At 72.0% G+C, this 26,673-nt stretch carries 22 protein-coding genes and 1 tRNA gene; 8 read left to right on the forward strand and 15 right to left on the reverse strand.

Translation table 11 applies throughout. The annotated features are described in order from the left end of the window. Window positions 1–9: 9 nt before the first annotated feature. Both AC069T_RS05565 and AC069T_RS05570 read right to left on the reverse strand, forming a co-directional pair. Window positions 10–2,241, reverse strand: a complete 2,232-nt coding sequence (locus tag AC069T_RS05565) for an MMPL family transporter (RefSeq protein WP_478781486.1) — start codon at window positions 2,239–2,241, stop codon at window positions 10–12. A gap of 169 nt (window positions 2,242–2,410) precedes the next feature. After that, window positions 2,411–3,004: a TetR/AcrR family transcriptional regulator gene (locus AC069T_RS05570; RefSeq protein WP_478781487.1), complete on the reverse strand. Its 594-nt coding sequence runs from the start codon at window positions 3,002–3,004 to the stop codon at window positions 2,411–2,413. Window positions 3,005–3,181: 177 nt separating this feature from the next. Between AC069T_RS05570 and AC069T_RS05575 the strand changes: the two genes are divergently transcribed. Next, window positions 3,182–6,493, forward strand: coding sequence for a S41 family peptidase (locus AC069T_RS05575; RefSeq protein ID WP_478781488.1), 3,312 nt, complete (start codon window positions 3,182–3,184; stop codon window positions 6,491–6,493). 67 nt (window positions 6,494–6,560) lie between these two features. On the opposite strand, the gene AC069T_RS05580 is transcribed toward AC069T_RS05575, so the two are convergent. From AC069T_RS05580 to AC069T_RS05595, 4 genes are all read right to left on the reverse strand, one after another. Then, entirely contained in the window at window positions 6,561–6,752 is a 192-nt protein-coding gene (locus tag AC069T_RS05580; RefSeq protein ID WP_478781489.1) for a hypothetical protein, read from the reverse strand. Between the two features lie 84 nt (window positions 6,753–6,836). Next, window positions 6,837–7,721, reverse strand: coding sequence for an SDR family oxidoreductase (locus tag AC069T_RS05585; RefSeq protein WP_478781490.1), 885 nt, complete (start codon window positions 7,719–7,721; stop codon window positions 6,837–6,839). Further along, a complete protein-coding gene (locus AC069T_RS05590) occupies window positions 7,718–8,674 on the reverse strand; it encodes an alpha/beta fold hydrolase (protein ID WP_478781491.1) in 957 nt (318 codons plus the stop codon). Before AC069T_RS05590 ends, AC069T_RS05585 begins: the two co-directional genes overlap by 4 nt. Next, entirely contained in the window at window positions 8,671–10,188 is a 1,518-nt protein-coding gene (locus tag AC069T_RS05595; RefSeq protein WP_478781492.1) for a flavin-containing monooxygenase, read from the reverse strand. The genes AC069T_RS05590 and AC069T_RS05595 overlap by 4 nt, the downstream gene beginning before the upstream one ends. Window positions 10,189–10,400: 212 nt before the next feature. Between AC069T_RS05595 and AC069T_RS05600 the strand changes: the two genes are divergently transcribed. Then, complete coding sequence (locus AC069T_RS05600) at window positions 10,401–11,033, forward strand: MerR family transcriptional regulator (protein ID WP_478781644.1); 633 nt, start codon at window positions 10,401–10,403, stop codon at window positions 11,031–11,033. A gap of 16 nt (window positions 11,034–11,049) precedes the next feature. On the opposite strand, the gene AC069T_RS05605 is transcribed toward AC069T_RS05600, so the two are convergent. After that, entirely contained in the window at window positions 11,050–11,850 is an 801-nt protein-coding gene (locus tag AC069T_RS05605; RefSeq protein ID WP_478781493.1) for an exodeoxyribonuclease III, read from the reverse strand. Window positions 11,851–11,908: 58 nt separating this feature from the next. Here AC069T_RS05605 and AC069T_RS05610 point away from each other — a divergent pair, with 58 nt between their 5' ends. Continuing rightward, entirely contained in the window at window positions 11,909–12,385 is a 477-nt protein-coding gene (locus AC069T_RS05610; protein ID WP_478781494.1) for a GNAT family N-acetyltransferase, read from the forward strand. Window positions 12,386–12,442: 57 nt separating this feature from the next. Here the strand turns inward: AC069T_RS05610 and AC069T_RS05615 are convergent. The 7 genes from AC069T_RS05615 to galU form a co-directional block, all read right to left on the reverse strand. Then, window positions 12,443–12,516 (reverse strand) — tRNA-Ala (locus AC069T_RS05615). An 89-nt stretch (window positions 12,517–12,605) separates the two neighbouring features. Next, window positions 12,606–13,922: a divisome protein SepX/GlpR gene (gene sepX / locus AC069T_RS05620; RefSeq protein ID WP_478781495.1), complete on the reverse strand. Its 1,317-nt coding sequence runs from the start codon at window positions 13,920–13,922 to the stop codon at window positions 12,606–12,608. A 224-nt stretch (window positions 13,923–14,146) separates the two neighbouring features. Continuing rightward, window positions 14,147–14,818, reverse strand: a complete 672-nt coding sequence (locus AC069T_RS05625; protein ID WP_478781645.1) for a GNAT family N-acetyltransferase — start codon at window positions 14,816–14,818, stop codon at window positions 14,147–14,149. Then, a complete protein-coding gene (locus tag AC069T_RS05630; protein WP_478781496.1) occupies window positions 14,815–15,327 on the reverse strand; it encodes a MogA/MoaB family molybdenum cofactor biosynthesis protein in 513 nt (170 codons plus the stop codon). The genes AC069T_RS05625 and AC069T_RS05630 overlap by 4 nt, the downstream gene beginning before the upstream one ends. Beyond that, complete coding sequence (gene moaC, locus AC069T_RS05635; protein ID WP_358850037.1) at window positions 15,324–15,803, reverse strand: cyclic pyranopterin monophosphate synthase MoaC; 480 nt, start codon at window positions 15,801–15,803, stop codon at window positions 15,324–15,326. Before moaC ends, AC069T_RS05630 begins: the two co-directional genes overlap by 4 nt. A gap of 254 nt (window positions 15,804–16,057) precedes the next feature. Then, the gene (gene glp, locus AC069T_RS05640; protein ID WP_478781497.1) at window positions 16,058–17,380 is read right to left on the reverse strand and encodes a molybdotransferase-like divisome protein Glp; all 1,323 of its coding nucleotides are present in this window, start codon (window positions 17,378–17,380) and stop codon (window positions 16,058–16,060) included. Window positions 17,381–17,384: 4 nt separating this feature from the next. Further along, a complete protein-coding gene (gene galU / locus AC069T_RS05645; protein ID WP_478781498.1) occupies window positions 17,385–18,287 on the reverse strand; it encodes a UTP--glucose-1-phosphate uridylyltransferase GalU in 903 nt (300 codons plus the stop codon). A gap of 94 nt (window positions 18,288–18,381) precedes the next feature. On the opposite strand from galU, the gene AC069T_RS05650 reads away from it, so the two are divergent. Next, window positions 18,382–18,996 (forward strand): 5-formyltetrahydrofolate cyclo-ligase, encoded by a 615-nt coding sequence (locus AC069T_RS05650; protein WP_478781499.1) that lies wholly within the window; start codon window positions 18,382–18,384, stop codon window positions 18,994–18,996. Between the two features lie 84 nt (window positions 18,997–19,080). On the opposite strand, the gene AC069T_RS05655 is transcribed toward AC069T_RS05650, so the two are convergent. After that, window positions 19,081–21,846, reverse strand: a complete 2,766-nt coding sequence (locus AC069T_RS05655) for a penicillin acylase family protein (RefSeq protein WP_478781500.1) — start codon at window positions 21,844–21,846, stop codon at window positions 19,081–19,083. 245 nt (window positions 21,847–22,091) lie between these two features. Between AC069T_RS05655 and AC069T_RS05660 the strand changes: the two genes are divergently transcribed. The 4 genes from AC069T_RS05660 (at window position 22,092) to AC069T_RS05675 (ending at window position 26,558) form a co-directional block, all read left to right on the forward strand. Next, window positions 22,092–23,609, forward strand: a complete 1,518-nt coding sequence (locus tag AC069T_RS05660; protein WP_478781646.1) for a potassium/proton antiporter — start codon at window positions 22,092–22,094, stop codon at window positions 23,607–23,609. A gap of 296 nt (window positions 23,610–23,905) precedes the next feature. Then, the gene (locus AC069T_RS05665) at window positions 23,906–25,174 is read left to right on the forward strand and encodes an MFS transporter (protein WP_478781501.1); all 1,269 of its coding nucleotides are present in this window, start codon (window positions 23,906–23,908) and stop codon (window positions 25,172–25,174) included. A 68-nt stretch (window positions 25,175–25,242) separates the two neighbouring features. Continuing rightward, window positions 25,243–25,587 (forward strand): FmdB family zinc ribbon protein, encoded by a 345-nt coding sequence (locus tag AC069T_RS05670; RefSeq protein WP_358850031.1) that lies wholly within the window; start codon window positions 25,243–25,245, stop codon window positions 25,585–25,587. Window positions 25,588–25,661: 74 nt separating this feature from the next. Further along, window positions 25,662–26,558 carry an S-methyl-5'-thioadenosine phosphorylase gene (locus AC069T_RS05675; RefSeq protein WP_478781502.1) on the forward strand — a complete coding sequence of 299 codons (897 nt, stop codon included), beginning with the start codon at window positions 25,662–25,664 and terminating at the stop codon, window positions 26,556–26,558. Window positions 26,559–26,673: the final 115 nt, after the last annotated feature.

Here is a 26,673-nt window from a genome sequence, read left to right on the forward strand (position 1 = left end):
CGGGCCGGGTCAGACCCGGACCAGCTCCCTGTCCTCGTCGCCGTCCTTCGGGCGGCCGGCGTCATGGGCGCGCAGCCCCTCGCCCTCGACGTCGACGTTCGGGAGCGCCCGGTCCAGCCACGTCGGCAGCCACCAGGCCCGCTTGCCGAGCAGGGCGAGCACGGCCGGGACGATCGCCATGCGGACCACGAACGCGTCGAAGAAGACGGCGATGGCGAGGCCGAAGCCGATCATCTTGATCATCGCCTCGCTGGAGCCGATGAAGCCGGAGAAGACGGCGATCATGATGACGGCGGCGGCGGTGACCACCCGGGCGCCGTGCCGGAACCCGGTCACGATCGCCTGGCCGGGCCGCTCCCCGTGGACGTACGCCTCACGCATCCGGGTCACGAGGAAGACCTCGTAGTCCATCGCGAGGCCGAAGACCACGCCGACCATGAAGATCGGCATCATCGACATGATCGGGCCGGTCTCCTCGACGCCGATCAGACCGGCCAGCCAGCCCCACTGGAAGACCGCGACGACGGCGCCGAGCGCGGCCATCACCGAGAGCAGGAAGCCGAGGGCGGCCTTCAGCGGGACCAGGATCGAGCGGAACACCACGATCAGCAGCAGGAAGGCCAGGCCGACCACCAGGGCCAGGTACGGGACCAGCGCGTCGTTGAGTTTCTGCGAGAAGTCGATGTTCATGGCCGTGGAGCCGGTGACCAGGACGGTCGCGCCGGAGTCGGCCTTGATGGAACCGCCCGCGTCGCGGATCTCGTGGACCAGGTCCTCGGTGCGCACGGAGGACGGTTTGGAGTCCGGGACGACGCTGATCATGGCCGTGTCGCCGGCCTTGTTGAAGGTCGCCGGGGTGACGGAGACGACGTCGTCGAGCTTCTTCACGGTGCCGGACACCGTGCTGACGGCGCCCTTGGGGTCGTCGCTCGACCTGGCGTCGACCACGACCATCAGCGGGCCGTTGAAGCCGGGGCCGAAGCCCTCGGACAGCAGGTCGTAGGCGCGGCGCTGCGTGGTGGACGTCGGCTGCGAGCCGTCGTCCGGCAGGCCCAGTTCCAGCGAGGCCGCGGGGACGGCGGCGGCACCCAGGCCGACGACGCCGAGGAGCAGGACGGCGAGGGGGCGGCGTACGACGAAGCGTGCCCAGCGGGTGCCCATGTTGGGCCGCTCGCCGGCCGCGGCGTCCCGGGCCTTCTGCCGGCCGCCGCCCAGCAGCCTGCTCTTCCGTCCGGCGGGCTGCACCTTTCGGCCCGCGTAGCCGAGCAGCGCCGGGATCATGGTGAGGGCGATGAGGACCGCGACGGCGACCGTGCCGGCCGCCGCGACGCCCATCTTGGTGAGCATCGGGATGTTGACGACGGCGAGGCCCACGAGGGCGATGACGACGGTCAGGCCGGCGAAGACGACGGCCGAGCCCGCGGTGCCGACGGCCCGTCCGGCGGCCTCCTCGCGTTCCCGGCCCTCGGCGAGTTCGGCGCGGTAGCGGGAGACGATGAAGAGGGCGTAGTCGATGCCGACGGCGAGGCCGATCATCATCGCGAGCGTGGAGGTGGTGGAACCGAGGTCGAGGGCCTTGGCGAGGGCGGCGATGGTGGAGACGCCGATGCCGACGCCGATGAGCGCGGTGAGCAGCGGCAGACCGGCCGCGATCAGCGACCCGAAGGTGATCACCAGGACGACCGCGGCGATCGCGATGCCGATGATCTCGGTGGATCCGGTCTCGGGCACGGCCTGGAGGGCGTCACCGCCGACCTCGACGGTGAGCCCGGATGCCCGGGCGTCCTTCGCGGCGTCCTTCAGGGCGTCCTTGGAGACGTCCTTCAGTTCCATGCCGGAGACCTCGTACGACACCTGGGTGTACGCGACGGTGCCGTCCTCGCTGACGGCCTTGGCCTTGAAGGGGTCGGTGACGGAGGTGACCTCGGAGCCGTCGCCGAGTTCCCGGACGGCCTTCTTGACGGCGGCCTTGTTCGCCGGGTCCGCCATCTTCTCGCCGTCGGGTGCCTTGAAGACGACGCGTGCGGTCGCCCCGTCGGCACTCATTCCGGGGAAACGATCCTCCAGCAGGTCGAAGGCCTTCTGCGCCTCCGTGCCCGGGATGGAGAAGGAACTGGAGCCCGCCGTGGGCGCCGAGGCGGCGCCGACACCGGCGAGCGTGAGCAGGGCCACCCAGATCAGGGCGACGAAGTGCCGTCGCCGGAAGGCGAGACGGCCGAGCTTGTAGAGGAACGTGGCCACGAAGGCGTACTCCCGGTCAGGTCGTGGACGACAGAGGGCTGGTGCGCTCGCCCGGTGGGGCACGGGGAACGGCGGGGCGGATCAGCCCGACGACGTGAGCGGTCGCGTCAGGTGGGACGGGTGGGACAGGTGTCGGGGAACAGCGGGGACTCGAGTGGGGGTCGAGGGGTCAGGCGCCGAGAGCGGGGAGGACCACGGCGTCGATGTACGAGGTGATGAAGGCCTGCGTGGGCGGCAGCTCGTCGATCATGGTGCGCGCCGCGAAGGCGCCGATCAGCATGTGCATCACGTAGTCCATCGCGGGGTTGTCCGGACGGACCTCGCCGCGGTCGACGGCGCGCCGCAGCACCCTGCGCATGTCTTCCATCTCGGGTTCGACGAGATACTCGCGGAACGCCTTGAGGAGTTCCGGGTTCCCGTGCGCCGCCATGGCCAGGCCCCGCATGAGCGCGGAGTCCTGCTCCATCCGGCAGTCGTCCTGCCGGTCGGCGAGCGCGTGGAAGTCACCGCGCAGGGAGCCGGTGTCCAGGCCGGCGGGCGCGAGCGGCGGCTTCTGGTGCCGCATCGCCTTCACGACCAGCTCGGCCTTGCCGCCCCACTGACGGTAGAGGGTGGCCTTGCTGGACCGGGTGCGGGCGGCGACGGCGTCCATGGTCAGGGCGTCGTAACCGACCTCCCGGAGCAGATCGAGCACGGCCGCGTACAGCTCGGCCTCGCGCTCGGGCGTGATCCGGCTGCGACGCGCCGTTGCGGCTTCGGCCATCCCGCTCACCTTCTCCTGCTGCGCTGTCGGACACCCGCTGCGGACGACACCGGTTCGTACGCCTCTGAAGATACCCCGGGACACAGCGAAACGAAACCGTTTCGTACGTGTCATCGGTCACCGTCTCGGACGCGCACCCGACTTGCCGGTGCCCCGGAGGCGGCAAAACATGGGGAGGTGAGCGACGCGTACGAGAAGGCGACCGCCGACGGGACCGCCCCCGGCTACCTGCGTTTCCCGCACCTCAGCGGTGGCCTGCTGTGCTTCGCCGCCGAGGACGACCTGTGGGTGGCCCCCCTCGAAGGGTCCGCACGCGCCTGGCGGCTCACCGTCGACCGCACCAAGGTCGGCCACCCGCGCTTCTCCCCCGACGGCCGCCACATCGCCTACACGAGCTGGCGCAGTCTCGTCCCCGAGATCCATCTGGCCCCGGTCGGCGGCGGCCCCGGCCGGCGGCTCACCTACTGGGGCAGCGCGGACACCCGGGTCTGCGGCTGGGCGCCGCCCGACAAGGACGGCAACTGCCACATCCTCGCCGTCGCCTCGCACGGCCAGCCCTTCTCGTACTTCACCTGGGCCTACAGCGTCGCCACCGACGGCGACCCGGGCGGGCGGCTGCCCTGGGGCCCGGTCTCCGACATCCAGGTCGCCGACCTCGACGGCGAGCGCAGGACCCTGCTGCTCACCGGCACCCCGCCGCACGAACCGGCCGCGTGGAAGCGCTACCGGGGCGGCGCGACCGGGCGGCTGTGGCTGCACGGGCAGCGGCTCCTCGCCGGCCTGGAGGGGCACCTGCACTCGCCGATGTTCGTCGGCGGACGCATCGCCTTCCTCTCCGACCACGAGGGCATCGGCAACCTCTACTCCTGCGCGTACGACGGCTCCGGCCTGCGCCGGCACACCGACCACGACGCGTTCTACGCCCGGCACGCGGCGAGCGACGGCACCCGGGTCGTCTACCAGTGCGCGGGCGACCTGTGGCTCGTCGACGACCTCGCCGCCGGCTCGGTGCCGCGCCGGCTCGACGTCCGCCTCGGCGGGCCGCGCGCGGGCCGGCGCAAGTACCAGGTGCCCGCGGCCCAGCACGTCGACGGCATCTCCGTGGACGAGACGGGCCGCGCCAGCGCCGTCGTCGTACGCGGCAGCCTGTACTGGCTCACCCACCGCGACGGCCCCGCGCGCACCATCGCGGACACCCCGGGGGTACGCGTCCGGCTCCCCGAGATGCTCGGCTCCGGCGGCCAGGTCGCCTACGTCACCGACGCGGACGGCGAGGACGCCGTCGAGATCGCCCACCTGCCGCGCGCCACCGGCGACCGGGCACCGCGCCGGCCCGCCGCCGGCGACCTGGGCCGCGTACTGGAACTGGTGTCGGACCCGCGGGGCGAGCGCCTCGCCGTCGCCTCGCACGACGGGCGGGTGCTGCTGATCGACGCGACGGAGGAGCCCGGGGACACCGCCGCGGCCGGGGCGGGCGGGGTCGTCGAGCTGATCAGGTCCGACAACGGACCCGTGCGGGACCTGGCGTTCTCGCCGGACGGGTGCTGGCTGACCTGGTCGCACCCGGGGATCGGCCGGTCGCTGCGGCAGATCAAGCTGGCGCGGATCAAGGACGGCCTGGTCGTCGACGTGACCAACGGCCGCTTCGAGGACGAGAACCCGGTGTTCACCCGGGACGGCCGCTATCTGGCGTTCCTGTCCTGGCGCGGCTTCGACCCGGTCTACGACGTGCACACCGGCGACCTGTCCTTCCCGCTGGGCTGCCGCCCCTACCTCGTGCCCCTCTCCTCCGCGACCCCCTCCCCCTTCGCCCTGAACCCGGACGGGCGACCGGTCGCCGGCGGTCTCGACCCGGTCGGGGACGGTCCCGACGACGGCGGCACGGCGACCGTGGAGATCGAGGGGCTGGAGAGCCGGGTCACCCCCTTCCCGGTCACCGCCTCCAAGTACTCGGCGCTGCACCCGGTCGCGGGCGGCGGCCTGGTCTGGCTGCGCTGGCCGATCTCCGGGGCGCTCGGCGAGACCTTCGCCAACCCGGACGACACCACCGGCCGGCCCACCCTGGAGTACTTCAGCATCGCCAAGGCGAAGAAGTCCGAACTCGTCGGCCACCTTGACTTCTTCGCGGTCAGCGGCGACGGCAGCCGCCTCGTCGTGGCCGACGAGGACGACCTTCGGGCCGTCCCCGCCACCGAGTCCGGCGACGCCGACTCCACGGTCTGGATCGACCTGCGCCGGATCCTGCACGAGGTGGACCCGCCCGCCGAATGGCGCCAGGCGTACGCGGAGGCGGGCCGCATCATCCGCGCGTACTTCTGGGACCCCGGCATGTGCGGCATCGACTGGGACGCGGTCCTCGCGCAGTACCGGCCCCTGGTCGAACGGGTCGCCTCCCCCGACGAGTTCGCCGACCTGCTGCGCGAGGTGCTCGGCGAGCTGGCCACCTCGCACGCCTACGTCACCGCCGCCCGCCGCAACGAGGGCCCGGCGCACTACCAGCGCCGGCAGGGCCTGCTGGGCGCCAACTTCGTCCGCCGGGAGGGCCGGTGGACCCTCAAGCGCATCCTGCCCGGTGACTCCTCCGACTCCAAGGCCCGCTCACCGCTGGCCGGTTCGGGCATCCGGGAGGGCGCGGTGCTCACCCACGTGGACGGCCGCCCGGTGGACCCGGTGGCGGGCCCGTATCCGCTGCTGGCGGGAGCGGGCGGTACGACGGTGGAGCTGACGTTCACCCCGGCGGAGGGCGGCGGGCGTCCGCGCCGGGTGGCGGTCGTCCCGCTCACCGACGAACGGCCGCTGCGCTACCAGGACTGGGTGGCCAAACGGCGCGAGGTGGTGCGGGAGGCCGGCGGCGGCCGCTGCGGCTATCTGCACATCCCGGACATGGGCGGCTCGGGCTGGGCCCAGTTCAACCGCGACCTGCGCATGGAGGTGTCGCGGCCCGCGCTCATCGTCGACGTGCGCGGCAACGCGGGCGGCCACATCAGTGAACTGGTCGTCGAGACGCTGACCCGCAGGATCCTCGGCTGGGACCTCACCCGCGACGCCAGGCCGGTCTCGTACGCGTCGAACGCGCCGCGGGGTCCGGTGGTCGCCCTCGCGGACGAGGCCACCTCCTCGGACGGCGACATGATCACGGCGGCGTTCAAGCTGCTGAAGCTGGGGCCGGTCGTCGGCCAGCGCACCTGGGGCGGAGTCGTCGGCATGACCGGCCGGCACCGTCTCGGCGACGGCACGGTCATCACGGTCCCGATGAACGCCGCCTGGTTCGACGCCTACGGCTGGTCGGTCGAGAACCACGGCGTCCGTCCCGACCTGGAGATCCCGCGGACGCCGCTGGACTGGGCCGAGGGCCGCCACGCCCAGCTGGACGACGCGGTGCAGCTGGCCCTGGAGCTGCTGGCCGGCCGCCCGGCCGCGTCCCCGCCCGACCTCTCGGACGTCCCGGACCGCGCACGGCCCCCACTGCCCCCGCGCAGCACGGGATGAGGTTCACGCCGAAAGGGTGCCCCCCTGTACGGAGGGCACCCCATTCCGGCCAAGGCCGGGCGCAGCGTCAGACGTCGTAGTCGTCGTCGAGGCGCTCCCGCGCGTCCTGCGGAGTGCGCTCACGCTCGGGACCCTGCGGGGCCCGGTCGCGCTCCTGCGGCGAACGCTCGCTCGCCTCGTCGCGCCGCTCGCCGAACTTCTTCTTCGCCTGCTGCTGCAGCTGCTCGGACTTGTCCTGGAACTGGTCCTTCATGCCCATGGAATTCACTCCCGTAGTGGGTGAGGGGATCGGGGCACGACCAGAGTTGCACGTGGGAACAGAGCGCGCATTTCGATCAGTTACTCACGGTGAGGTGGTCCGGCGTTCGTCCTCGTCCGCCGCGCCGCCCGCGCCCACGAGGCCCTTGGAGACGCTGGTCAGCCGCGGTTCGAAGCGCCGCATCTCCCGCTGCCCCACGGTCCCGATGACGGCCGGGAGATACCCGCGGATGCCCTGCATGCCCCGCAGCCACCACTGCGCGTACACATGGCTGGACCGCCGCTCGATACCGGAGACGAGCCGGTCCACCGCGGGGCCCAGCGGATACGTCTTGTTGGAGGGCCACGGCAGCCGCTGGCGCAGCTCGCGCATCACGTCGTCCTGGTCGGCGCCCCGCACCATGTCCGTGTCGGTCCACGAGAGGTAGCCCACCCCGACCCGGACACCCTTGTGGCCGACCTCGGCGCGCAGGCAGTGCGCGTACGCCTCCACACCCGACTTGGACGCGCAGTACGCGGACATCATGGGCGCGGGGGTGATCGCGGCCAGGGACGCTATCTGGAGCAGATAGCCGCGGCTCTGCGTCAGCACCGGCAGGAAGGCCCGCGCCGTCACCGCCGAGCCGATCAGGTTGACCTCGATGACGCGCCGCCAGGCGACGGGGTCGGAGTCCACGAAGGGGCCGCCGGTCGCGACACCGGCGTTGGCGACGACGATGTCGACCTTCCCGAAGCGCTGCTTGACCTCCTGGGCGACCCGCGCCATCGCCTCGTGGTCGGTGACGTCCGCGTACCAGTGGTCGCTGTCGCCGTGCAGCCGCTCCGAGACCTGCTTGAGCGCGTCCGCCTCCAGGCCGACGAGTGCGATCTTCGCGCCGCGTGCGGAGAGTTTGCGGGCGAGGAGTTCCCCGACGCCCCGCGCGGCTCCCGTGACGACCGCGACCTGTCCTTCCAGGCTCGTCCTGCTCATGCGCCCGCCTCCTTCAACTCGTCGTGACCGGGCACCTGTTCCCGCGTCTCGGGCTGCCCGTACGTGGTGACCAGCTCCCGGATCCGCGCGGTCACCAGATCCGGGGCCTCGATGGGGGTCATGTGCCCGAGCCCGGGAAGCTCCGTGACGCCGACGCACTCGGGCAGTGCGGCCACCAGGGCACGCGCGTGCACGGCGGGCGTCAGCCGGTCCGCCGTGCCGACCAGGACCGCGGTGGGCACCCGCAACTCCCGTACGCCGTGGTCCAGATCGAGCAGGTCGAGCACCTGCGACCAGGAGTGCCGCACCCGGCGCGGACACGCGTGCACGATCCGCGCGCACGCCTCGACCATCAGCGGCGACGAACCGGGGCCCATGGTCCCGTACTTCAGGATCCGCCTCGCGAGCGGCGAGACCGGGCCGAGCGGTGCCCGCGAGCCGAGCACCGACTTGGTGAGCCGGGTCCGCAGCCGTCCGGCGCGCATCGGGATCAGCAGCGACTCCGCGACCAGTCGCGAACTGCCCGTGCTGCACAGCAGGGCGGCCGCCGCGTGTGCCCGGAAGGCGGCGCGCCCGGACGCCGCCATCAGCGTCATCCCGCCCATGGAGTGACCCGCGAACATGGCCTTCTCGCCGGGTGCGAGCGTCGCCGCGATCACCGCCTCCAGGTCGTCGGCGAGCCCGTCGACGCTGCACGCGGGGCTCGCGGGGCTGCGCCCGTGGCCGCGTTGGTCGTAGGCGATGACCCGGTGGTCGACCGCGAGATCGCGTATCTGCGCGGCCCAGAAGGCGGTCGAGCAGGTCCAGCCGTGCACGAGGACGACGGCGGGCGCGCCCTCGGGTCCGTGCACCTCGACGTGCAGCCGGGCGCCGTCGGCGGAGTCCACGGTCAGCACCCGCGCGGGCACGGGCGGCGCGTAGGGCCCACTGGCCACGTGCATCAGTCGGCTCACGCCTGTACCTCGGTCTTCTCGTGTGCGGGAGACGTGCCGGGGGCCGGGGCCCGCAGCACCTCGTACTCGGCGAGGTCGACGCGCCGCGTGGCGCTGCGGAACTCGGTCGTCGTACCGGGCCAGATGGTGGTGTTGCGGCCGTTCGCGTCGAGGTACCAGCTGTTGCAGCCGCCGGTGTTCCAGACGGTGCGCCGCATGCGTTCCTGGACCCGGTGGTTCCAGGCGTCGACCGCGCCGGGGCGGGCTTCGAGCGCCACCCGGCCGCCGAGGACGTCCAACTGCCGTACGAAGTCGGCCAGGTAGTTCAGCTGGGACTCGATCATGAGGATCATGCTCGAGTTCCCGAGGCCGGTGTTGGGGCCGATGATCGTCATCCAGTTGGGGAAGCCGGCCGCGGTGGCGCCGCGCAGCGACTGCATGCCGCCCTTCCAGGTCTCGGCGAGCGTACGGCCGTCCGCGCCGACGACCCGCTCGGCGATCGGCATGTCCGTCACGTGGAACCCGGTGCCGAAGACGATGGCGTCCGCCTCGGCGGTGGTGCCGTCGGCGGCCACCAGGGTGGAGCCGTCGATGCGGGCCAGGCCGGAGGCCACCACGTCCACATTGGGCCGGGCGAGCGCCGGGTAGTAGGTGCTGGAGAGCAGGATGCGCTTGCAGCCGATGCGGTAGTCGGGGGTCAGTCTGGCCCGCAGCTCCGGGTCCTTGACGGCGCGGGCGATGTTCCGCTTGGCCAGCCGCTCGACCAGGCCCAGTTCCTCGGGCCGCTTGGTGAAGGCCTGGACCTGCAACTCCCGGATGCCCCACAGCAGTCCGCGCCGGGCCTTCGTGGTGAACGGCAGCTGCCGGTGCAGCCAGCGCTCGGCCCCGCTGATCGCCCGGTCCATCCGCGGCATCACCCACGGCGGGGTGCGCTGGAAGAGGGTCAGCCGTTCCACCTCGGGCTGGATGGACGGCACGATCTGGATGGCGGAGGCGCCCGTGCCGATCATGGCGACGCGCTTGCCGCGCAGGTCGTAGTCGTGGTCCCAGCGGGCGGAGTGGAAGACCTTGCCGGGGAAGGTGTCGATGCCGGGCACGTCCGGGATTTTGGGGTCGGACAGCGGCCCGGTGGCGGAGACCACGAGGTCGGCGGTGAGGGTCCCGCTCGCCGTCTCGATCTCCCAGTGCAGCTTCTCCGCGTCCCAGCGCATCACCTTCACCTCGGAGTCGAAGCGCAGGTGCGGGCGCAGGCCGAAGAGGTCGGTGACGTGCTCCAGATAGGCGCGGATGTGGTCCTGGCCGGAGAAGGTGCGCGGCCACTCGGGGTTGGGCGCGAAGGAGAACGAGTAGAGGTGGGACGGTACGTCGCACGCGCACCCGGGGTAGCTGTTGTCCCGCCAGGTGCCTCCGACGCTGCCGGCCCGCTCCAGGACGACGAAGTCGGTCACACCCTCACGGCGCAGCCGCACGGCGGCTCCGAGACCTCCGAACCCGGAGCCGACCACCGCCACCCGTACATGCTCGTGCTCGGTCATCCCGACGCCTCCCTGCTCCGCGCGACCATGCCAGTGAACACTGGCGCAATGGGGAGACTAGAGGAGCTTCGTACTCATGGGTAGGGGTCCGGGCCGGGAAAGTTACCGCGGGTACGACATAGGGTGCCGTCGTGGCTGACGGATCAGGGAAACGGGACCTCGGGACACCGGCACAGGCCGGCGCACCCGAACCGGGCCGGCGCGAGTACCGCATGGAGGAGCTGGCGGAGCGGGCCGGCATCACCGTGCGCACCCTGCGTTTCTACCGCGAGCGCAAGCTGATCCCGCCACCGCGCCGCGAGGGCCGCATCGCCTGGTACGACGAGTCCCACCTGGCCCGGCTGCGCACGATCTCGGCGCTGCTGGAGCGCGGTCACACCCTGAACGGCATCGCCGAGCTGGCCGAGGCCTTCGACAACGGCCGGGACGTCGGCGAGCTGCTGGGCCTCGGCGAACCCAGCGAGGAGACCCCGGTCCGCCTCTCCCCCGAGGAGCTGGCCGACGTCTTCGCCGGCCAGGCCACCCCGGAGAACCTCGCCGCCGCCCTGGACCTCGGCTATCTCGGCACCGACGGCACGGACATCGTGCACATCAGCCGGCGGCTCCTCGACGTGTCCGCGGCCCTGGTCCGCGAGGGCGTCCCGCTCGCGGACGTGCTGGCCGCCGGCCGCCGCGTACGGGAGCACACCGAGGCGCTGGCCCGCCTGTTCACCGAACTCGTCCTGACCGAGGACCGCACACCGGAGGACCTCCAGCGACTGCGCCCCCTGGCGAAGAGCGTGGTGGAGGCGGAACTGTCCATGGCCCTGGACCGCCGCCTGCGACACCCGGGCGACGCATCCTGACGCACCCCGGGCACGCCTACAGGTCGTAGACCACCGTCACGGGAGCGTGGTCCGACCAACGCTCCTCGTGGGTCGCCGCCCGCTCCACGAAGCCCTTGACGGCCTTGCCGGCGAGCCCCGGCGTCGCGACCTGGAGATCGATCCTCCACCCCGAGTCGTTGTCGAAGGCCCGCCCCCGGTACGACCACCACGTGTAGGGCCCCTCCACCCCGGGGTGCAGCGCGCGCACCACGTCGACGTACCCCGCACCCTCACTGAGGACCCGGCCGAGCCACTCCCGCTCCTCCGGCAGGAACCCGGAGTTCTTGCGGTTGCCGCGCCAGTTCTTCAGATCGGCCTCCTGGTGGGCGATGTTCCAGTCGCCGCAGACGACGACCTCGCGCCCGTCGGCGGCGGCCCGCTCGCGCAGCCCCGCCAGGTGGCCGAGGAACTCCCCCATGAACCGCGTCTTCTCGTCCTGCCGCTCGGTCCCGACCTCGCCGGAGGGCAGGTAGAGGCTGGCCACGGTGACACCGGGCAGGTCGGCCTCGACGTAGCGCCCGCTGGAGTCGAACTCCGCGGACCCGAACCCGGTCCTGACCCGGTCGGGCTCACGCCGCGTGTAGAGGGACACCCCGGCCCGCCCCTTGGCGGCGGCGGGCGCGTGCACGACGTGCCATCCCTCGGGCGCCCGTACGGCGTCGGGGAGCTGCGCAGGTTCGGCCCGCACCTCCTGGAGGCACACGACGTCGGCGGAGGTCCCGGCGAGCCACTCCACGAAGCCCTTCCTGGCGGCGGCGCGGAGCCCGTTCACGTTCACAGAGGTAACAGTCAGCACCCGGGCACGATACTTAATCCGTCAGCCCGTCCCGACGCATGAATGTACGATACTCCGCATGCATATCCGCACGGTCCCGTACGACCACCCCGACGCCGTGAAGCTCAACGACCAGGTGCAGCTCGAATACGCCGAGCGCTACGGCGACGGGGGCGACGTCACCCCGCTCGACCCGTCGATGTTCCAGCCGCCGTCCGGCCTGTACCTGGTCGCGTACGACGAGCGGGACCGGCCGGTGGCCACGGGTGGCTGGCGCACCCAGGACGAGAACGACGAGGGCTACTCGGACGGCGACGCCGAGCTGAAGCGGATGTACGTGGTCGCGGAGGCCCGCGGCCTCGGCCTCGCCCGGCGCATCCTGTCGGCCCTGGAGGACGACGCCCGCGCGGCGGGCCGCACCCGCATGGTCCTGGAGACCGGCACCAAGCAGCCGGAGGCCATCGCCCTGTACACCTCCAGCGGCTACGAGCCCTGCGCCAAGTTCGGCCTGTACCGCCACGAGCCCCTGAGCCGCTGCTTCGCCAAGCCGCTGTAGGACCGCGGAACGCGCGAGAACCCCGCCGGACGAATCCGACGGGGTTCTCAATTGCAGTGGACCTGAGGGGATTTGAACCCCTGGCCCCCTCGATGCGAACGAGGTGCGCTACCGGACTGCGCCACAGGCCCTTGCAACGAGTGAAACTCTAGCATCCCCGTCCGGGTGCTTGGAAATCCGTTCCTGGCTGGTCACCAGGGCCCCGGACGGCCGGCGCTCGTCACTCGTTGGCCGCCCGCGGCCGGTCGCCGTCCTCGTACTGGTCGAAGAGCGGGGTGCGCCCCCGCTCGCGGGCACGGCGGGCGGACGCGGCCCGGCGGGCGTCGCAGCGGCCGTCGTCGTCGGCCGCGTCGGGCCGCTCCTCGGCGGCGGGCTCCGCCTCCGGCGCGCTCGGCTCCGCGGCGCTGGACCGCGCCGAGCTCCACGCGTCCGGAGCGCCGAGGTCGACACTGGGCGTGGCCCGCGGGGCGACCGGCGCGGTGACGTACGTCGGGAGCGGGACCGGCACCGGATCCCAGCTGTCGCCGTGTCCGGGCCGCCGCTGCCGCTCGCGCTGCTGGTCGACCCACTCCGCGTGGTCGGTCTGCTCCACCAGGGCGCGGCGGTCGGCCGCGAGGGCGGACAGGCCGGGGTCGGCCTCCGGTTCGGGCGAGTCGTCCGGCTCGTCGGCGCCGGGGTCCACGGGAGTCCGCCCGCGGGGCTGCCGCTCGCGCAGCCGCCGCGCCGCCGCCTCGGCCAGCTGCCGGTCCATCGTGTACGTGAACCGCCGCCGCTCCTGGGCCCGCAGATAGGCGATGTATCCGCTCAGCAGGACCGCGGGCACTCCGGGCGCCCACAGGAAGGCCAGCCCGCCGACCGCCGCGACGATCGCGCCGAGAGTGAAGGCGAGGAAGAGCATGACGGTCGTACGCCGCCGGCGCGCGAGCACCTTCGTGCGCCGGGCACGCGCTGCGGCCTCCGCCGAGGCGGCCCGCCGCGCGGCCGTCCCGGACTGCTCCGGCTCTGCCGAAGCGGACGCGCCGGAGGAGGTGTGGGCGGGCCGGCCGGAGTGACCGGACCTGGCGGACTGCCGGGGCACGGGTCTGTCGGCGGGGCGGGACGCGGATCTGTCGGCCGCCTGGCCCGGGGATCTGTCGGCGGACGGCGCCGCCGTCTCGTGCCGGTCCTGGGACTCCGCCGGGACCTGTGCCTGTGCCTGTGCCTGTGCCTGGGGACGGTGCCGCTCCTGCGCCCGGGACCGCGGCTGCGCCGGAGCCTGCGGCTCGGTCGGCGGCACGGCGAAGGCCCGGACGTCCACCGATTCGGTGACACCGTCCGGTCCGGCGCTGGGCTCCTCCTCGTCGGCGGAGCGCGCCTGCAGGTCCTTGGCGTACCGGCGCTCCATCGCCGCCCGTCCGGACAGCAGCCGGATGGCGGTGCTGAAGCGTTCCGTCGGACGGGCCTCGTTCAGCTCGTCCTGCCTACGGAGCCACATCGGCACCAAGTAGGCGGCCCAGGCCCCGACAATGACTGCGTAGATGAGGCCGCTGCTGCTCACGCCTCACACGGTAGAGGGGTTTGCGTGAGGCCATCTGCCAATTGCGCCGGTGTGTCGCACGATCCGGCTGATATTTCGAGCTTTTTTTGTGACGGATCCGATCAGCAGCCCGCCGACAGCGCCGAATTAACGCTCTCAGGTGATCCCCGCCGATCAATTTCGAACACCTATTTCATTTTCCGGCGGCGCCGGGCTGTGAACCGGTCAGGCCCGCTTTCACAGCGTCACGCCGTGTTCCGCGGCGTGTGCGGGGACTGGTCCTCCGGGGTGTTCCGACGTGGCTGGTGCGCACGTCCGCGCTGCCAGCGGGCGAGCAGACCCTCGGACGCCTCCTCGGCAGTGAGGGCGAAGACGAGGTGGTCGCGCCAGGCGCCGTCGATGTGGAGATAACGCGGCCGGAGACCTTCCGCACGGAATCCGAGTTTCTCCACGACCCTGCGGCTCGGCCCGTTCTCGGGGCGAATACAGACTTCGATGCGGTGCAGTCCGACCGTTCGGAAGCAGTGGTCGGACGCCAGTGCGACGGCCGTCGGCATCACGCCGCGTCCCGCGACCGCCTCGTCCACCCAGTACCCCACATGCCCGGAACACATGGAGCCCCAGGTGATCCCCGCGACCGTCAACTGCCCGACGAGGCGTCCCTGGTACTCGATCACGAAGGGCAGCATCCGGCCCGCGTTGGCCTCGGCCCGCAGGTGCCGGACCATCTGCCGGTACGTCGGCCGGAGCGCCGTCGGACCGCTCGGCGTGGGCGGCGGGATCGTCGCCTCCCAGGGCCGCAGCCAGTCGCGGTTGCGCCGGTTGACCTCGCGCCAGGCCCGCTGGTCGCGCAGCTTTATCGGCCGCAGGACGACATCGCCGTCCCGCAGCTCGACGGGCCAGGATGGGCTGTTCAGCTCGCACCCCCACTGCCGCTGGGTCCCGGGTGGTCGCCGCCGCGGATCTGGTCGACGGCGTGGGCCAGAAGGGGCTCCAGTACGGCCAGGCCGTCCCGGACCCCGCCGGTGGAGCCCGGCAGGTTGACGATCAGCGTCCGTCCCGCGACTCCCGCGAGCCCCCGGGACAGCGCCGCCGTCGGCACCTTCTGTCTTCCGAACGCTCTGATGGCCTCCGGAATGCCCGGGATCTCGTGGTCGAGGACGCGCCGGGTGGCCTCGGGGGTCCGGTCGGTGGGCGAGATGCCCGTGCCGCCGGTGGTGACGACGAGGTCGTACCCGGCCTCGACGGCGCTGCGCAGGGCGGCCTCGACGGGGTCCCCGTCCGGGACGACCCGCGGACCGTCCGCCCGGAACCCGAACGAGGCGAGCGCCTCGGCGATCAGCGGGCCGCCCCGGTCCTCGTAGACCCCGGCGGCGGCCCGGTTGGAGGCGGTGACGACGAGCGCGCGGTACGGCTGAGAGGTCATGCCCGGCTCCAGTCGCCCGACTTGCCGCCCGTCTTCACCTCGACGCGCACGTCCGTGATGACGGCTCCCTTGTCGACCGCCTTGACCATGTCCACCACGGTGAGCGCCGCCACGCTGACCGCGGTCAGCGCTTCCATCTCGACGCCCGTACGGTCCGTGGTCCGCACCGTGGCGAGGATCTCCACGGCGTCGTCCGCGACGGACAGGTCGAGCTCGACCCCCGACACCGCCAGCGGGTGGCAGAGCGGGATCAGGTCCGGGGTGCGTTTGGCGCCCATGATGCCGGCGATGCGCGCGGTCGCGAGGGCGTCGCCCTTGGGGACCCCCTCGCCGCGCAGCAGCTCGACCACCCGGGGCGAGACCAGGACGCGGCCGCTGGCGCGGGCGGTGCGCGCGGTCACGTCCTTCCCGGATACGTCGACCATGCGGGCGGCGCCCGCCTCGTCGATGTGCGTCAGTCGGTCCTGCGTACTCATCTGCTGTGGCGCTCCCGGTCAGGGCCCTTCGCGGTGCGGCGCGTGGCCTGTTGTGCGCGACACGGTACCGCCAACTCGGGGTGCCGGGCGGAAGCGGACCTCCCGGGCCCGGCCGCCCGTGCGCGCGGGGCCCTCCCCGGTCCCGCCGCCGGTGCGCGCAGGACCCCCGCCGGCCCGGCCCGCCGGTGCGATGCGGGTCCCCCGGAGAGCCGGTCACGCGCGCGGGCGGATCCCCCGGCGGGCGGGCCCGGCGCTCAGCCCAGCAGGACGACCTCGACGTCGGCGCCGGGCTCGACCGAGGTGGTGTCCTCGGGGACCACGATCAGCGCGTCCGCGTGCGCGAGGGCGGCGACCAGGTGGGATCCGGCACCGCCGACGGGCTTCACCTTCCCGTCCGCGTACGCCCCGCGCAGGAACTGGCGGCGGCCCTTCGGGGAGGTGAGCGCCTTGTCCGTGTCGAGGACGGCCCTGGCGGTCGGGCGGTGGATGTCCTTCAGGCCCATCAGGGTGCGGATCGCGGGGCGGGCGAACACCTCGAAGGAGACGTACGACGACACGGGGTTGCCCGGCAGCGCGAGCAGCGGGGTGTGCTCGGGGCCGATGGAACCGAAGCCCTGCGGTTTGCCCGGCTGCATGGCGAGCTTGCGGAAGTCGATCCCGCCGCCCTCCTCGTCCTCGTCGCCGACCGAGGACAGGGCTTCCTTGACGACGTCGTACGCGCCGACGCTGACGCCGCCCGTCGTGACCACCAGGTCCGCCCGGATGAGCTGGTCCTCGATGGTGGTGCGGAGCGTCTCGGCGTCGTCGGCGACCGCGCCCACGCGGTAGGCGATCGCTCCGGCGTCCCGGGCCGCGGCGCACAGGGCGAAGCTGTTGGAGTCGTAGATCTGACCGCTGCCCAGTTCCTCGCCGGGCTGGACCAGTTCGCTTCCGGTGGACAGGACGACCACGCGGGGACGCGGGCGCACACGCACCGTGCCCCGGCCGATCGCGGCGAGCAGGGCGATCTGCGGCGGGCCCAGGATCGTGCCCGCCTCCAGGGCCCGGTCACCCGCCCGTACGTCACTGCCCTGGGCGCGCACGTGCGCGCGGGCCGGGGCCGGGCGGTGGACGTGCACCTGGCCGCCTGCGCCCTCGGGTGCCGAACTGTGGGCGCGCATCCCGGAGACGGCGCCCTCGCCGAGACCGCCGTCGGTCCACTCCACCGGGACGACAGTCTCGGCACCGGGCGGCAGCGGGGCGCCGGTCATGATGCGGGCGGCCTCACCGGGACCCACGTACAGCTGCCGGGCCTGGCCGGCGGCCACGTCACCGACGACCGTCAGCGCGGCCGGGAACTCCTCGCTCGCGCCCGCGACATCGGCGACCCGGACCGCGTACCCGTCCATCGAGCTGTTGTCGAAGGGCGGCAGCGAGACGGGCACCGTGACGTCCTCGACCAGGACACAGCCCTGGGCGTCGAGGAGTTGCAGCTCGATGGGCTCCAGCGGGCGGACGGTCGCGAGGATGTCCTCCAGGTGCTCCGTCACCGACCAGAGGTGGTCCTGGCCGGTGGCACGGGTCGCGGCGCTGCTCACGTCGTCACATCTCCTCGGCTACATAACTGCGAAGCCAGGCCCGGAAGTCCGGTCCCAGATCTTCACGTTCGCATGCGAGTCTGACAATGGCACGCAGATAGTCGCCGCGGTCCCCGGTGTCATAGCGGCGGCCCTTGAAGACCACGCCGTGCACCGGGCCGCCGACCTTCTCGTCCGTGGCCAGCTGCTGGAGGGCGTCGGTGAGCTGGATCTCGCCGCCGCGGCCCGGCTCGGTCTTGCGCAGTATGCCGAAGATGTGCGGGTCGAGGACGTAGCGGCCGATGACCGCGTAGTTGCTGGGGGCGTCCGCCCGGTCGGGCTTCTCGACCAGGCCGGTCACCTCGACCAGGTCGCTCTCACCGGTCGGCGCGACGGCGGCGCAGCCGTAGAGGTGGATCTGCTCGGGCGCGACCTCCATGAGCGCGATGACGCTGCCGCCGTGCTGCTCCTGGACCTCGACCATGCGCGCGAGGAGCGGGTCGCGCGGGTCGATCAGGTCGTCGCCGAGCAGGACGGCGAAGGGCTCGTGGCCGACGTGCGGGGCCGCGCACAGGACGGCGTGACCGAGTCCCTTGGGGTCGCCCTGGCGCACGTAGTGCATCGTCGCGAGGTCGCTGGACTCCTGGACCTTGGCGAGCCGTCCGGCGTCGCCCTTCTTCTGGAGGGCCGACTCCAGTTCGTAGTTGCGGTCGAAGTGGTCCTCGAGGGGGCGCTTGTTGCGGCCCGTGATCATGAGGACGTCGTCCAGCCCCGCCGACACGGCCTCTTCGACCACGTACTGGATCGCGGGCTTGTCGACGACCGGCAGCATCTCCTTGGGAGTGGCCTTCGTGGCCGGCAGGAACCGGGTGCCGAGGCCTGCTGCGGGGATGACAGCCTTGGTGATCCTGCGGTGCGACTCAGTCATGCCCGCAACCATATCCGGTGGCTATGTGCGCAATCTGTGGCTCCGGTTAATTCGTTCTCATATGAGCACATTACGAAGGGTACGGGAGCCACCTGTGAGTCACCTGGGACGCGAAGCCGAGCCTGCCAAGAGAAAGTTGCGGCAAGAGCTCCTCTCGGTGAGAAGCGGGTTGACGGCGGATGACGTGCGGGAGACAGCCGCGGCTCTCGCGGCGCGGGCGCTGGAACTGCCGGAGCTGGCGCGCGCCGGCACGGTGGCGGCGTACGTCTCCGTGGGGAGTGAGCCGGGCACTCCCGCACTCCTCGACGCGCTCCGCGCGCGCGGAGCGCGCGTGCTCCTGCCGGTCCTGCTGCCCGACAACGACCTCGACTGGGGGGAGTACACCGGACAGGACGCGCTCGTCCGCGTCCGGCACGGCGGACGGATGGCCCTCCTGGAACCGGCGGGCGAGCGGCTCGGCCCGGACGCCGTCCGCGAGGCGGGAGCCGTCCTGCTGCCCGGCCTGGCGGTCGACGGGCGCGGGATGCGCCTGGGGCGCGGCGGCGGCTCGTACGACCGCGTGCTGGCCCGCCTGGAGCGTGCGGGGGTTGATCCGGCGCTGGTGGTGCTCCTGTACGACACGGAGGTCGTCGAGCGGGTGCCCGAGGAGCCCCACGACCGGCCGGTGCACGCGGTGGTGACCCCGTCGGCGGTGCGGCGCTTCCGCTGACGCCTGCCACGGCCCGCCCCCGCCCGGGAGACGGAACGGCCCTCCACGCACGGGTGGAGGGCCGTTCCGGGATCTGCGACGGTGTCAGGGCTTGAGCAGCAGCGTGTCGCTCGTGCTCCTGCCGACCGCCTTGTCCGAGAAGGACCAGGGCAGCAGCTCACCCTTGGCCCACTTGCCCGTCTGGTCGGTGTAGTGGGCGCTGTAGGCGTGCCCCGAGGCACCGGACAGGTTGATCCACTTGGACTTGTCGAGGTCCCCGAGGTTCACCACCATCCGCATCGACGGGACCCAGACGACTCCGTAGCCGCCGGCCGCGTTCCAGCCGGTGGCGTTCACCGTCGCCTCGCCGCCGCTGAGCTTCCACGGGCCCCGGTTGAGCATGTACTGCACGACGCGGGGGCCCTCGGTGCCGAGGGTCTGGTTCTTCAGGAACAGGCGGTGCAGCCGGCCCCAGCTCCAGGTGTCGATGTCCTTGCCGAGCTTGGCGGTCAGCTCCCAGCGGGCGTCCTGAAGGGCCCGCGCGAACAGCTCGTCACGGGTGTCGGTCCCCTTGTCCAGGCGCGTCCTGGGCGCCGACCACCAGTCGTTGTCCTCGTCGTCGATGATCTTGCGGATCACCTCGAACCAGCGGTCGCCGCCGTCCGGCTGCGCCTGGTCCGCGTCGCGCTGGCCGCACTCGCGCACCGTCTGGTCCCCGTCGGCGGGGCCGGTCGTGTCGACCCGGTCGACGTACAGGCACTGGCCCTTGACCCGCAGTTCCTTGGGCAGCTTGTTGCCGAAGGCGAGCTTGAGGATGTTGCGCCACGTCGCGTTGAAGTAGGCGGCGGCCGCCGAGTCGGCGTCCTGGGTGTAGTCCCAGCCCTCCAGGAGCTTCTGGGCCTCGCGCACGTCCTTGTCCGCGACGTCGATCTTGAGCAGCCTGGGCACCAGCAGCTTGGCGATCTCACTGCTGTTGTCGAGCTGCATCTGGCGCATGTCGTCGGTCGAGATCTTGCCGCCGCCCTTGATCTTCGACTCGATCAGGTCGGTGATGCGCTGGCTGCGCGAGCCGTAGCCCCAGTCCGTGGTGAGCGTGTAGGGGTACTTGTCCTCGTCGACGACGGCCTGGTTCGCCGTCACGATGTAACCGCGCTTCGGGTTGTACTCGAAGGGCAGCTCGGACTGCTTGATGAAGCCCGTCCAGCGGTACTTGGCCTCCCAGCCCGGCGCGGGCAGCGAGCCGTCGCCCGCACCGCGCGTGGGGATCCTGCCGGGCAGCTGGTAGCCGATGTTGCCCTCGGTGTCGGCGTAGACCAGGTTCTGCGAGGGCACGTCGAAGGACTGCGACGCCTTGCGGAAGCTGCTCCAGTCGGCGGCCTTGTCCATCTCGAAGACGGCGTCCATGGAGTTGCCCGGCTGCAGCGCGGTCCAGCGCAGCGAGACGCCGTAGCCGTCACCGCGGTCGGGCGCCGCGCTGTCGACGGTGGCCTTCCTGCCGACCTTCACGAGTTCGTCGTTGCGGTCGGACAGCAGCGGGCCGTTGTTGGTCGACCGGACGACGATCGTCTTGTCCGCGCCGCCCGCCACCACGATCCGCTCCTTGCGGGTGGCGAAGGGCACCACCTTGCCGTCGTACTGGTAGCCGTCCCCGGTGAGCTTCTCCAGGTAGAGGTCGGTGACGTCCACGCCGGAGTTGGTCATGCCCCAGGCGATGTCCCGGTTGTGGCCGATGACGACGCCGGGCATCCCCGCGAACGTGTAGCCGGAGACGTCGTACTGGCACTTCTCGCCGACGCTGCGGCAGTGCAGGCCCATCTGGTACCAGACCGACGGCAGCGAGGCCGACAGGTGCGGGTCGTTGGCGAGCAGGGGCTTGCCGGTGATGGTGTGGTCCCCGTCGACGACCCACGAGTTGGAGCCGATGCCGTTGCCGTTCACCCCGACGGCCGTGGGGACGTCCTCCAGCACCTTGTAGAGCCCCGACAGCTGGCTCTGCAGACCGTCGGGCGCCGCGGTGTCCCCGGCCAGCCCGGAGCCCGCCGCGGTGCCCGCCGTGCCGGTGCCGGTGCCGGTGCCCGCAGCGCCCTGGCCGTACGTCTTGGTGATCGCGTCGTACTGGCCCTCCTGGACGATCGCCTTGTTCCGGCTGTACGGGTAGTCCGGGTACAGGTCGGCGATCTGCTTCGGACCGAGCCGGCTGGTCATCAGGGAGCGGTCGATCTCGTCCTGCATGTTGCCGCGCAGGTCCCAGGCCATCGCCTTGAGCCAGGCCACCGAGTCGACCGGCGTCCACTCCTGCGGCTTGTAGTCGTTCTCGAATCCCAGGGCCGCGTACTCCAGGGAGAGGTCCGCGCCGTCCTTGCCCTTCAGGTAGGCGTTGACCCCCTTGGCGTAGGCACGCAGGTACTTCTTCGTGGCGGCCGACAGCTTGGTGTCGTACTCCTTCTTCGCCACCCGGTCCCAGCCGAGGGTGCGCAGGAACTCGTCGTTCTCGACCTGGCCCTTGCCGAACATCTCGGACAGGCGCCCCGAGGTCATGTGACGGCGCACGTCCATCTCGTAGAACCGGTCCTGCGCCTGGACGTAGCCCTGCGCCATGAACAGGTCCTCGTCGGAGGAGGCGTAGACCTGCGGGATGCCGTAGCCGTCCCGCTTGACGTCCACGGGACCCGACAGTCCGTCGAGGTGGATCGATCCCTTGGTCTGCGGGAAGGAGGCCCGGACGGTGCTGATGCTCCAGTACGCGCCGTAGGCGACGCCTCCGACGAGGGCCAGAACCAGAACGATGAGCATCAGACGGGCTCTGCGCCCCTTCTTCCTGCCGGACTTGCCGGGCTTTTGGCCGGAAGAGGCGGTGGTGTTGGGGGGCATCGCTGTCCTTGCTGTCCTAACGCGAGCGGCAGGGCGGGCTGTGCTTTTGACTGAGCGCAGGAGCAACCATAGGCGCAGGGCCCACCGCGCCTTGACGCGGAGTCGGGAACCCGAGAGCACGGGCGTTCGATCTTGCCCCTAGAAGTGTCAAGAAAAAGTCAAGACTTAGGTAAGGTAATGAAGTACTTGGGTCCGTAGTACGTGAGCCCGCGCCCGAGCGCGCGGGCCAAAGAAGGGAACGGCCGCTGACTGTCCACCACCTCAACCAGCTCCTGCTCGTCTGCTCGCTCGTTCTGCTCATCGCGGTGGCAGCGGTCCGCATCTCGTCGCGCAGCGGGCTCCCCAGCCTGCTCGTCTACCTCGGCATCGGCGTCGCCATGGGCCAGGACGGCATCGGCGGCATCGGCTTCAACAACGCCGAACTGACCCAGGTCATCGGGTACGCGGCGCTCGTCGTGATCCTGGCCGAGGGCGGCCTCGGCACGAAGTGGAAGGAGGTCGGACCGGTTCTCCCGGCCGCCTCCTCACTGGCCCTTGGCGGCGTCGCGGTCAGTGTGGGGGTCACGGCCGCGGCCGCCCACTACCTGATCGACCTGGAGTGGCGGCAGGCGCTCATCGTCGGGGCGGTGGTGTCCTCGACGGACGCGGCGGCGGTCTTCTCGGTCCTGCGCAAAATCCCCCTCCCCGCGCGCGTGACGGGTGTTCTTGAGGCGGAGTCCGGGTTCAACGACGCCCCGGTGGTCATCCTGGTCGTCGCCTTCTCCACGGCCGGCCCGGTGGAGCACTGGTACGCGCTCCTCGGCGAGATAGCCCTCGAACTGACCATCGGCGCCGCCGTCGGTCTCGCGGTCGGCTGGCTGGGCGCCTGGGGCCTGCGGCACGTGGCCCTGCCGGCCTCCGGCCTGTACCCGATCGCCGTCATGGCGATCGCGGTCACGGCGTACGCGGCCGGCGCGCTCGCCCACGGCAGCGGCTTCCTCGCCGTGTACCTCGCGTCCGTGCTGCTCGGCAACGCCAAGCTGCCGCACTGGCCCGCCACGCGCGGCTTCGCCGAGGGGCTCGGCTGGATCGCCCAGATCGGCATGTTCGTCCTGCTCGGCCTGCTGGTCACCCCGCACGAGATGGGCGACGACATCTGGCCGGCGCTCGTCATAGGCCTGGTGCTCACCGCGGTCGCCCGCCCGCTCAGCGTCTTCGCCAGCCTGCTGCCGTTCCGCATGCCGTGGCAGGAACAGACGCTGATCGCCTGGGCCGGGCTGCGCGGCGCCGTGCCGATCATCCTGGCGACGATCCCGATGGTGAGCGGCATCGAGGAAAGCCGCCGGATCTTCAACATCGTCTTCGTCCTGGTCGTCGTCTACACCCTCATCCAGGGCCCCACGCTGCCGTGGCTGGCCCGGAAGCTGCGCCTGGGCGCCTCCACCGAGGCCGCCGACCTCGGGATCGAATCGGCCCCCCTGGAGCGGCTGCGCGGGCATCTGCTGTCCGTGGCGATCCCCCCGCGGTCCCGGATGCACGGCGTCGAGATCAACGAGCTGAGGCTGCCGCCGGGCGCCGCGGTCACCCTCGTGGTGCGCGAGGGCACCTCCTTCGTGCCGCTGCCCACGACCACCCTGCGGTACGGCGACGAGCTGCTCGTGGTGGCCACGGACCCGGTCCGCGACGCGGCCGAGCGGCGGCTGCGCGCGGTGGCGCAGGGCGGCAAGCTGGCGGGGTGGCTGGGCACGGCCGCCGAGGGAACGGAACACCGCGCGGGGCACTGAGGACGCCTACTCCCGTACGGCGGGAACGGGCAGTCTTCCACAAAGGGGACGTCTCGCATTCGCAGGCCGACGCCGGGACGGTGCTCGTTTTCACAGGCGCCACAGGACTGCACCCCTGTACGATGAAGGCACACCTTGATCGAACCAACTCTGCCTGACGCAGAGCTGGCGCGACCGTATGGCGGCCGTGACGTCCTTCAGCCGGGGACGCCGGTATCTACCGCAGTTCCGCGCAAGAGGACAGCTCTCGGCGCCCCCGCACGGGCGCGCTACCAGGCGGCAGAAAGGCACGGGCCGTGGCATCCACGGTCACCTCCCGCCCCGGATACGGACAGCTGCTGCGCACCCGCGGCGCCTGGACGTTCCTGCTCCCCGGCTTCGCCGCGCGCCAGCCGTTCGCGATGCTCACCCTCTCCATCGTGCTGCTCGTCCAGCACACCACCGGCTCGTACGGGGCGGCGGGCGCCGTCGCCGCGGCCACCGGCGTCTCCATGGCGCTGTTCGCGCCCTACAGCGGCCGCCTCGCCGACCGCTACGGCCAGCGCGCCGTGCTGCTGCCCGGCGTCCTCGTGCACACACTGTCGGGCCTGTCCCTCACGGCGCTCGCCCTGACGGACGCCCCCCTGTGGGCGCTGTTCGTGGCGGCCCTGCCGACCGGCGCCTCGGTGCCCCAGGTCGGCCCCATGGTGCGGGCCCGCTGGGGCGTGAAGCTCCAGGACTCCCCCCTGATGACGACCGCGGCGGCCTTCGAGTCCGTCACGGACGAGCTGACCTTCGTCCTCGGCCCGCTGCTCGCGACCGCCCTGTGCACCGCCGTGAACCCCGCTGCGGGCCTGCTGACCGAGGCCGCCCTCACCCTGATCGGCGGGCTGCTGTTCGCGGCGCAGAAGAGCACCCAGCCCGCCGTCGCCGCCCGCGGTGAGGGGCACCCGCGCGTGCAGCACGTCTCCGCGCTGGGCATCCCCGGAGTGCGCGTCCTGATCGTGGCCTTCCTCGGCATCGGCTCCGTCTTCGGCGGCATGCAGGTCTCACTCGCCGCGTTCAGCGAGTCGATCGGCGAGCCCGGCCTGAACGGCGTCCTGTACGGGGTCTTCGCCGCGGGCAACATGCTCTCCGGTGTCGTGTGCGGCGCCGTCGCCTGGAAGATCACTCCGCAACGGCGTCTCCTCCTCGGTTACGCGGCGCTCGCGCTGACCGCCTCCGGCCTGTGGGCCGCCCAGTCGGTGGTCGTCCTCGCCGGACTGGGTCTGCTGGTCGGCATGTGCATCGCGCCCGCCCTGATCACCGGCTACACGCTGGTCGAGGCACTGGTGCCGGCGGGTGCCCGCACCGAGGCGTTCACCTGGCTCACCGGCGCGGTCGCGCTCGGCCAGGCCGCGGCCGTCACGGTCGCCGGGCAGCTGGAGGACCGCCTCTGGGACGGCGCCGGTTTCCTGGTGCCGATGGCCGGAACCGTACTGGCTCTGGTGACCCTGCTGGCACTGCGTTCACGCCTGTCCCAGCGGCCCCGCAGCCGCACGGTCGCACGTGGCGTCGGTCACCGCACGCCGGTGACGGTGGACTGAACCCGAGGAATGCGTCACTATGGACCGTCGTTAGCACTCATTGAGTGAGAGTGCCAGGAGGAAGACAAGTGCCGACCTACCAGTACCAGTGCACCGAGTGCGGCGAGGGCCTCGAGGCGGTGCAGAAGTTCACCGACGACGCCCTGACCGTCTGCCCGAACTGCGATGGCCGCCTGAAGAAGGTGTTCTCCGCGGTCGGTATCGTCTTCAAGGGCTCCGGGTTCTACCGCAATGACAGCCGCGGTTCCTCGTCGAGCAGCAGCCCGGCGCCTGCGAAGACGTCGAGCTCGTCGTCCGACGCGAAGTCGACGTCCTCGTCGGACTCGAAGTCGTCGTCGAGCTCCTCGTCGTCCGGCTCCGCGTCGAGCTCCTCGTCGAGCGGTTCCTCGTCGGCCGGCAGCACCGCGGCCTGAGGCCTTTCCCGCAGGACCCTGTCGTCGTCGACGGCAGGGTCTTCGGCCTGTCCGGGCCCGGTTAGGGTGCCGTCATGGCGAACACGGAGAACGCACAAAACCCGGCGGCGGCGCAGCGCCCGGCACGGACACGGCCGCCCCGCACGGCCGAGATCGGCGTGATCGGCGGCTCGGGTCTCTACTCGTTCCTCGACGACGTGACCGAGATACAGGTCGACACCCCGTACGGGCCGCCCAGCGACTCGCTCTTCCTCGGCGAGGTGGCCGGCCGGCGGGTCGCGTTCCTCCCGCGTCACGGGCGCGGCCACCATCTGCCGCCGCACCGCATCAACTACCGCGCCAATCTCTGGGCCCTGCGCTCCGTCGGCGTGCGCCAGGTGCTCGGCCCCTGCGCGGTCGGCGGGCTGCGCCCCGAGTACGGGCCGGGGACCCTGCTCGTGCCCGATCAGCTGGCCGACCGCACGAAGACCCGGACGCAGACGTACTTCGACGGGCTGCCGCTGCCCGGGGGCGACATGCCGAACGTCGTGCACGTGTCGCTGGCCGACCCGTACTGCCCCGTCGGACGCCAGGCCGCGCTGGCCGCCGCACGCGGGCGGGACTGGGAGGCGGTGGACGGGGGCACGCTCGTGGTCGTCGAGGGGCCGCGGTTCTCGACCCGGGCCGAGTCCCTCTGGCACCGGGCGCAGGGCTGGTCGGTGGTGGGCATGACCGGCCACCCCGAGGCCGCGCTCGCCCGCGAACTGGAGCTCTGCTACACGTCGTTGACCCTCGTCACGGACCTGGACGCGGGCGCCGAGACCGGGGAGGGCGTCTCGCACGAGGACGTCCTGAAGGTCTTCGCGGCGAACGTGGACCGGCTGCGCGGTGTGCTCTTCGACGCGGTCGCGGCACTCCCGGCGAACGAGACGCGGGACTGCCTGTGCATGACGGCCCTGGGCGGGATGGACCCGGGGTTCGAGCTGCCCTGAGCGGGTGCGGGGCGGGCCACCACGATCCGTCCTTGCTCGGCCGCTTTGTCGGTTCCCCTGCGGGCGGGGCGCCCGCGGAACTGCTCGTTTTGCGGGGGCGCCTGCGGAACTGGTC

Source organism: Streptomyces sp. NPDC043867 (genome assembly GCF_056435845.1).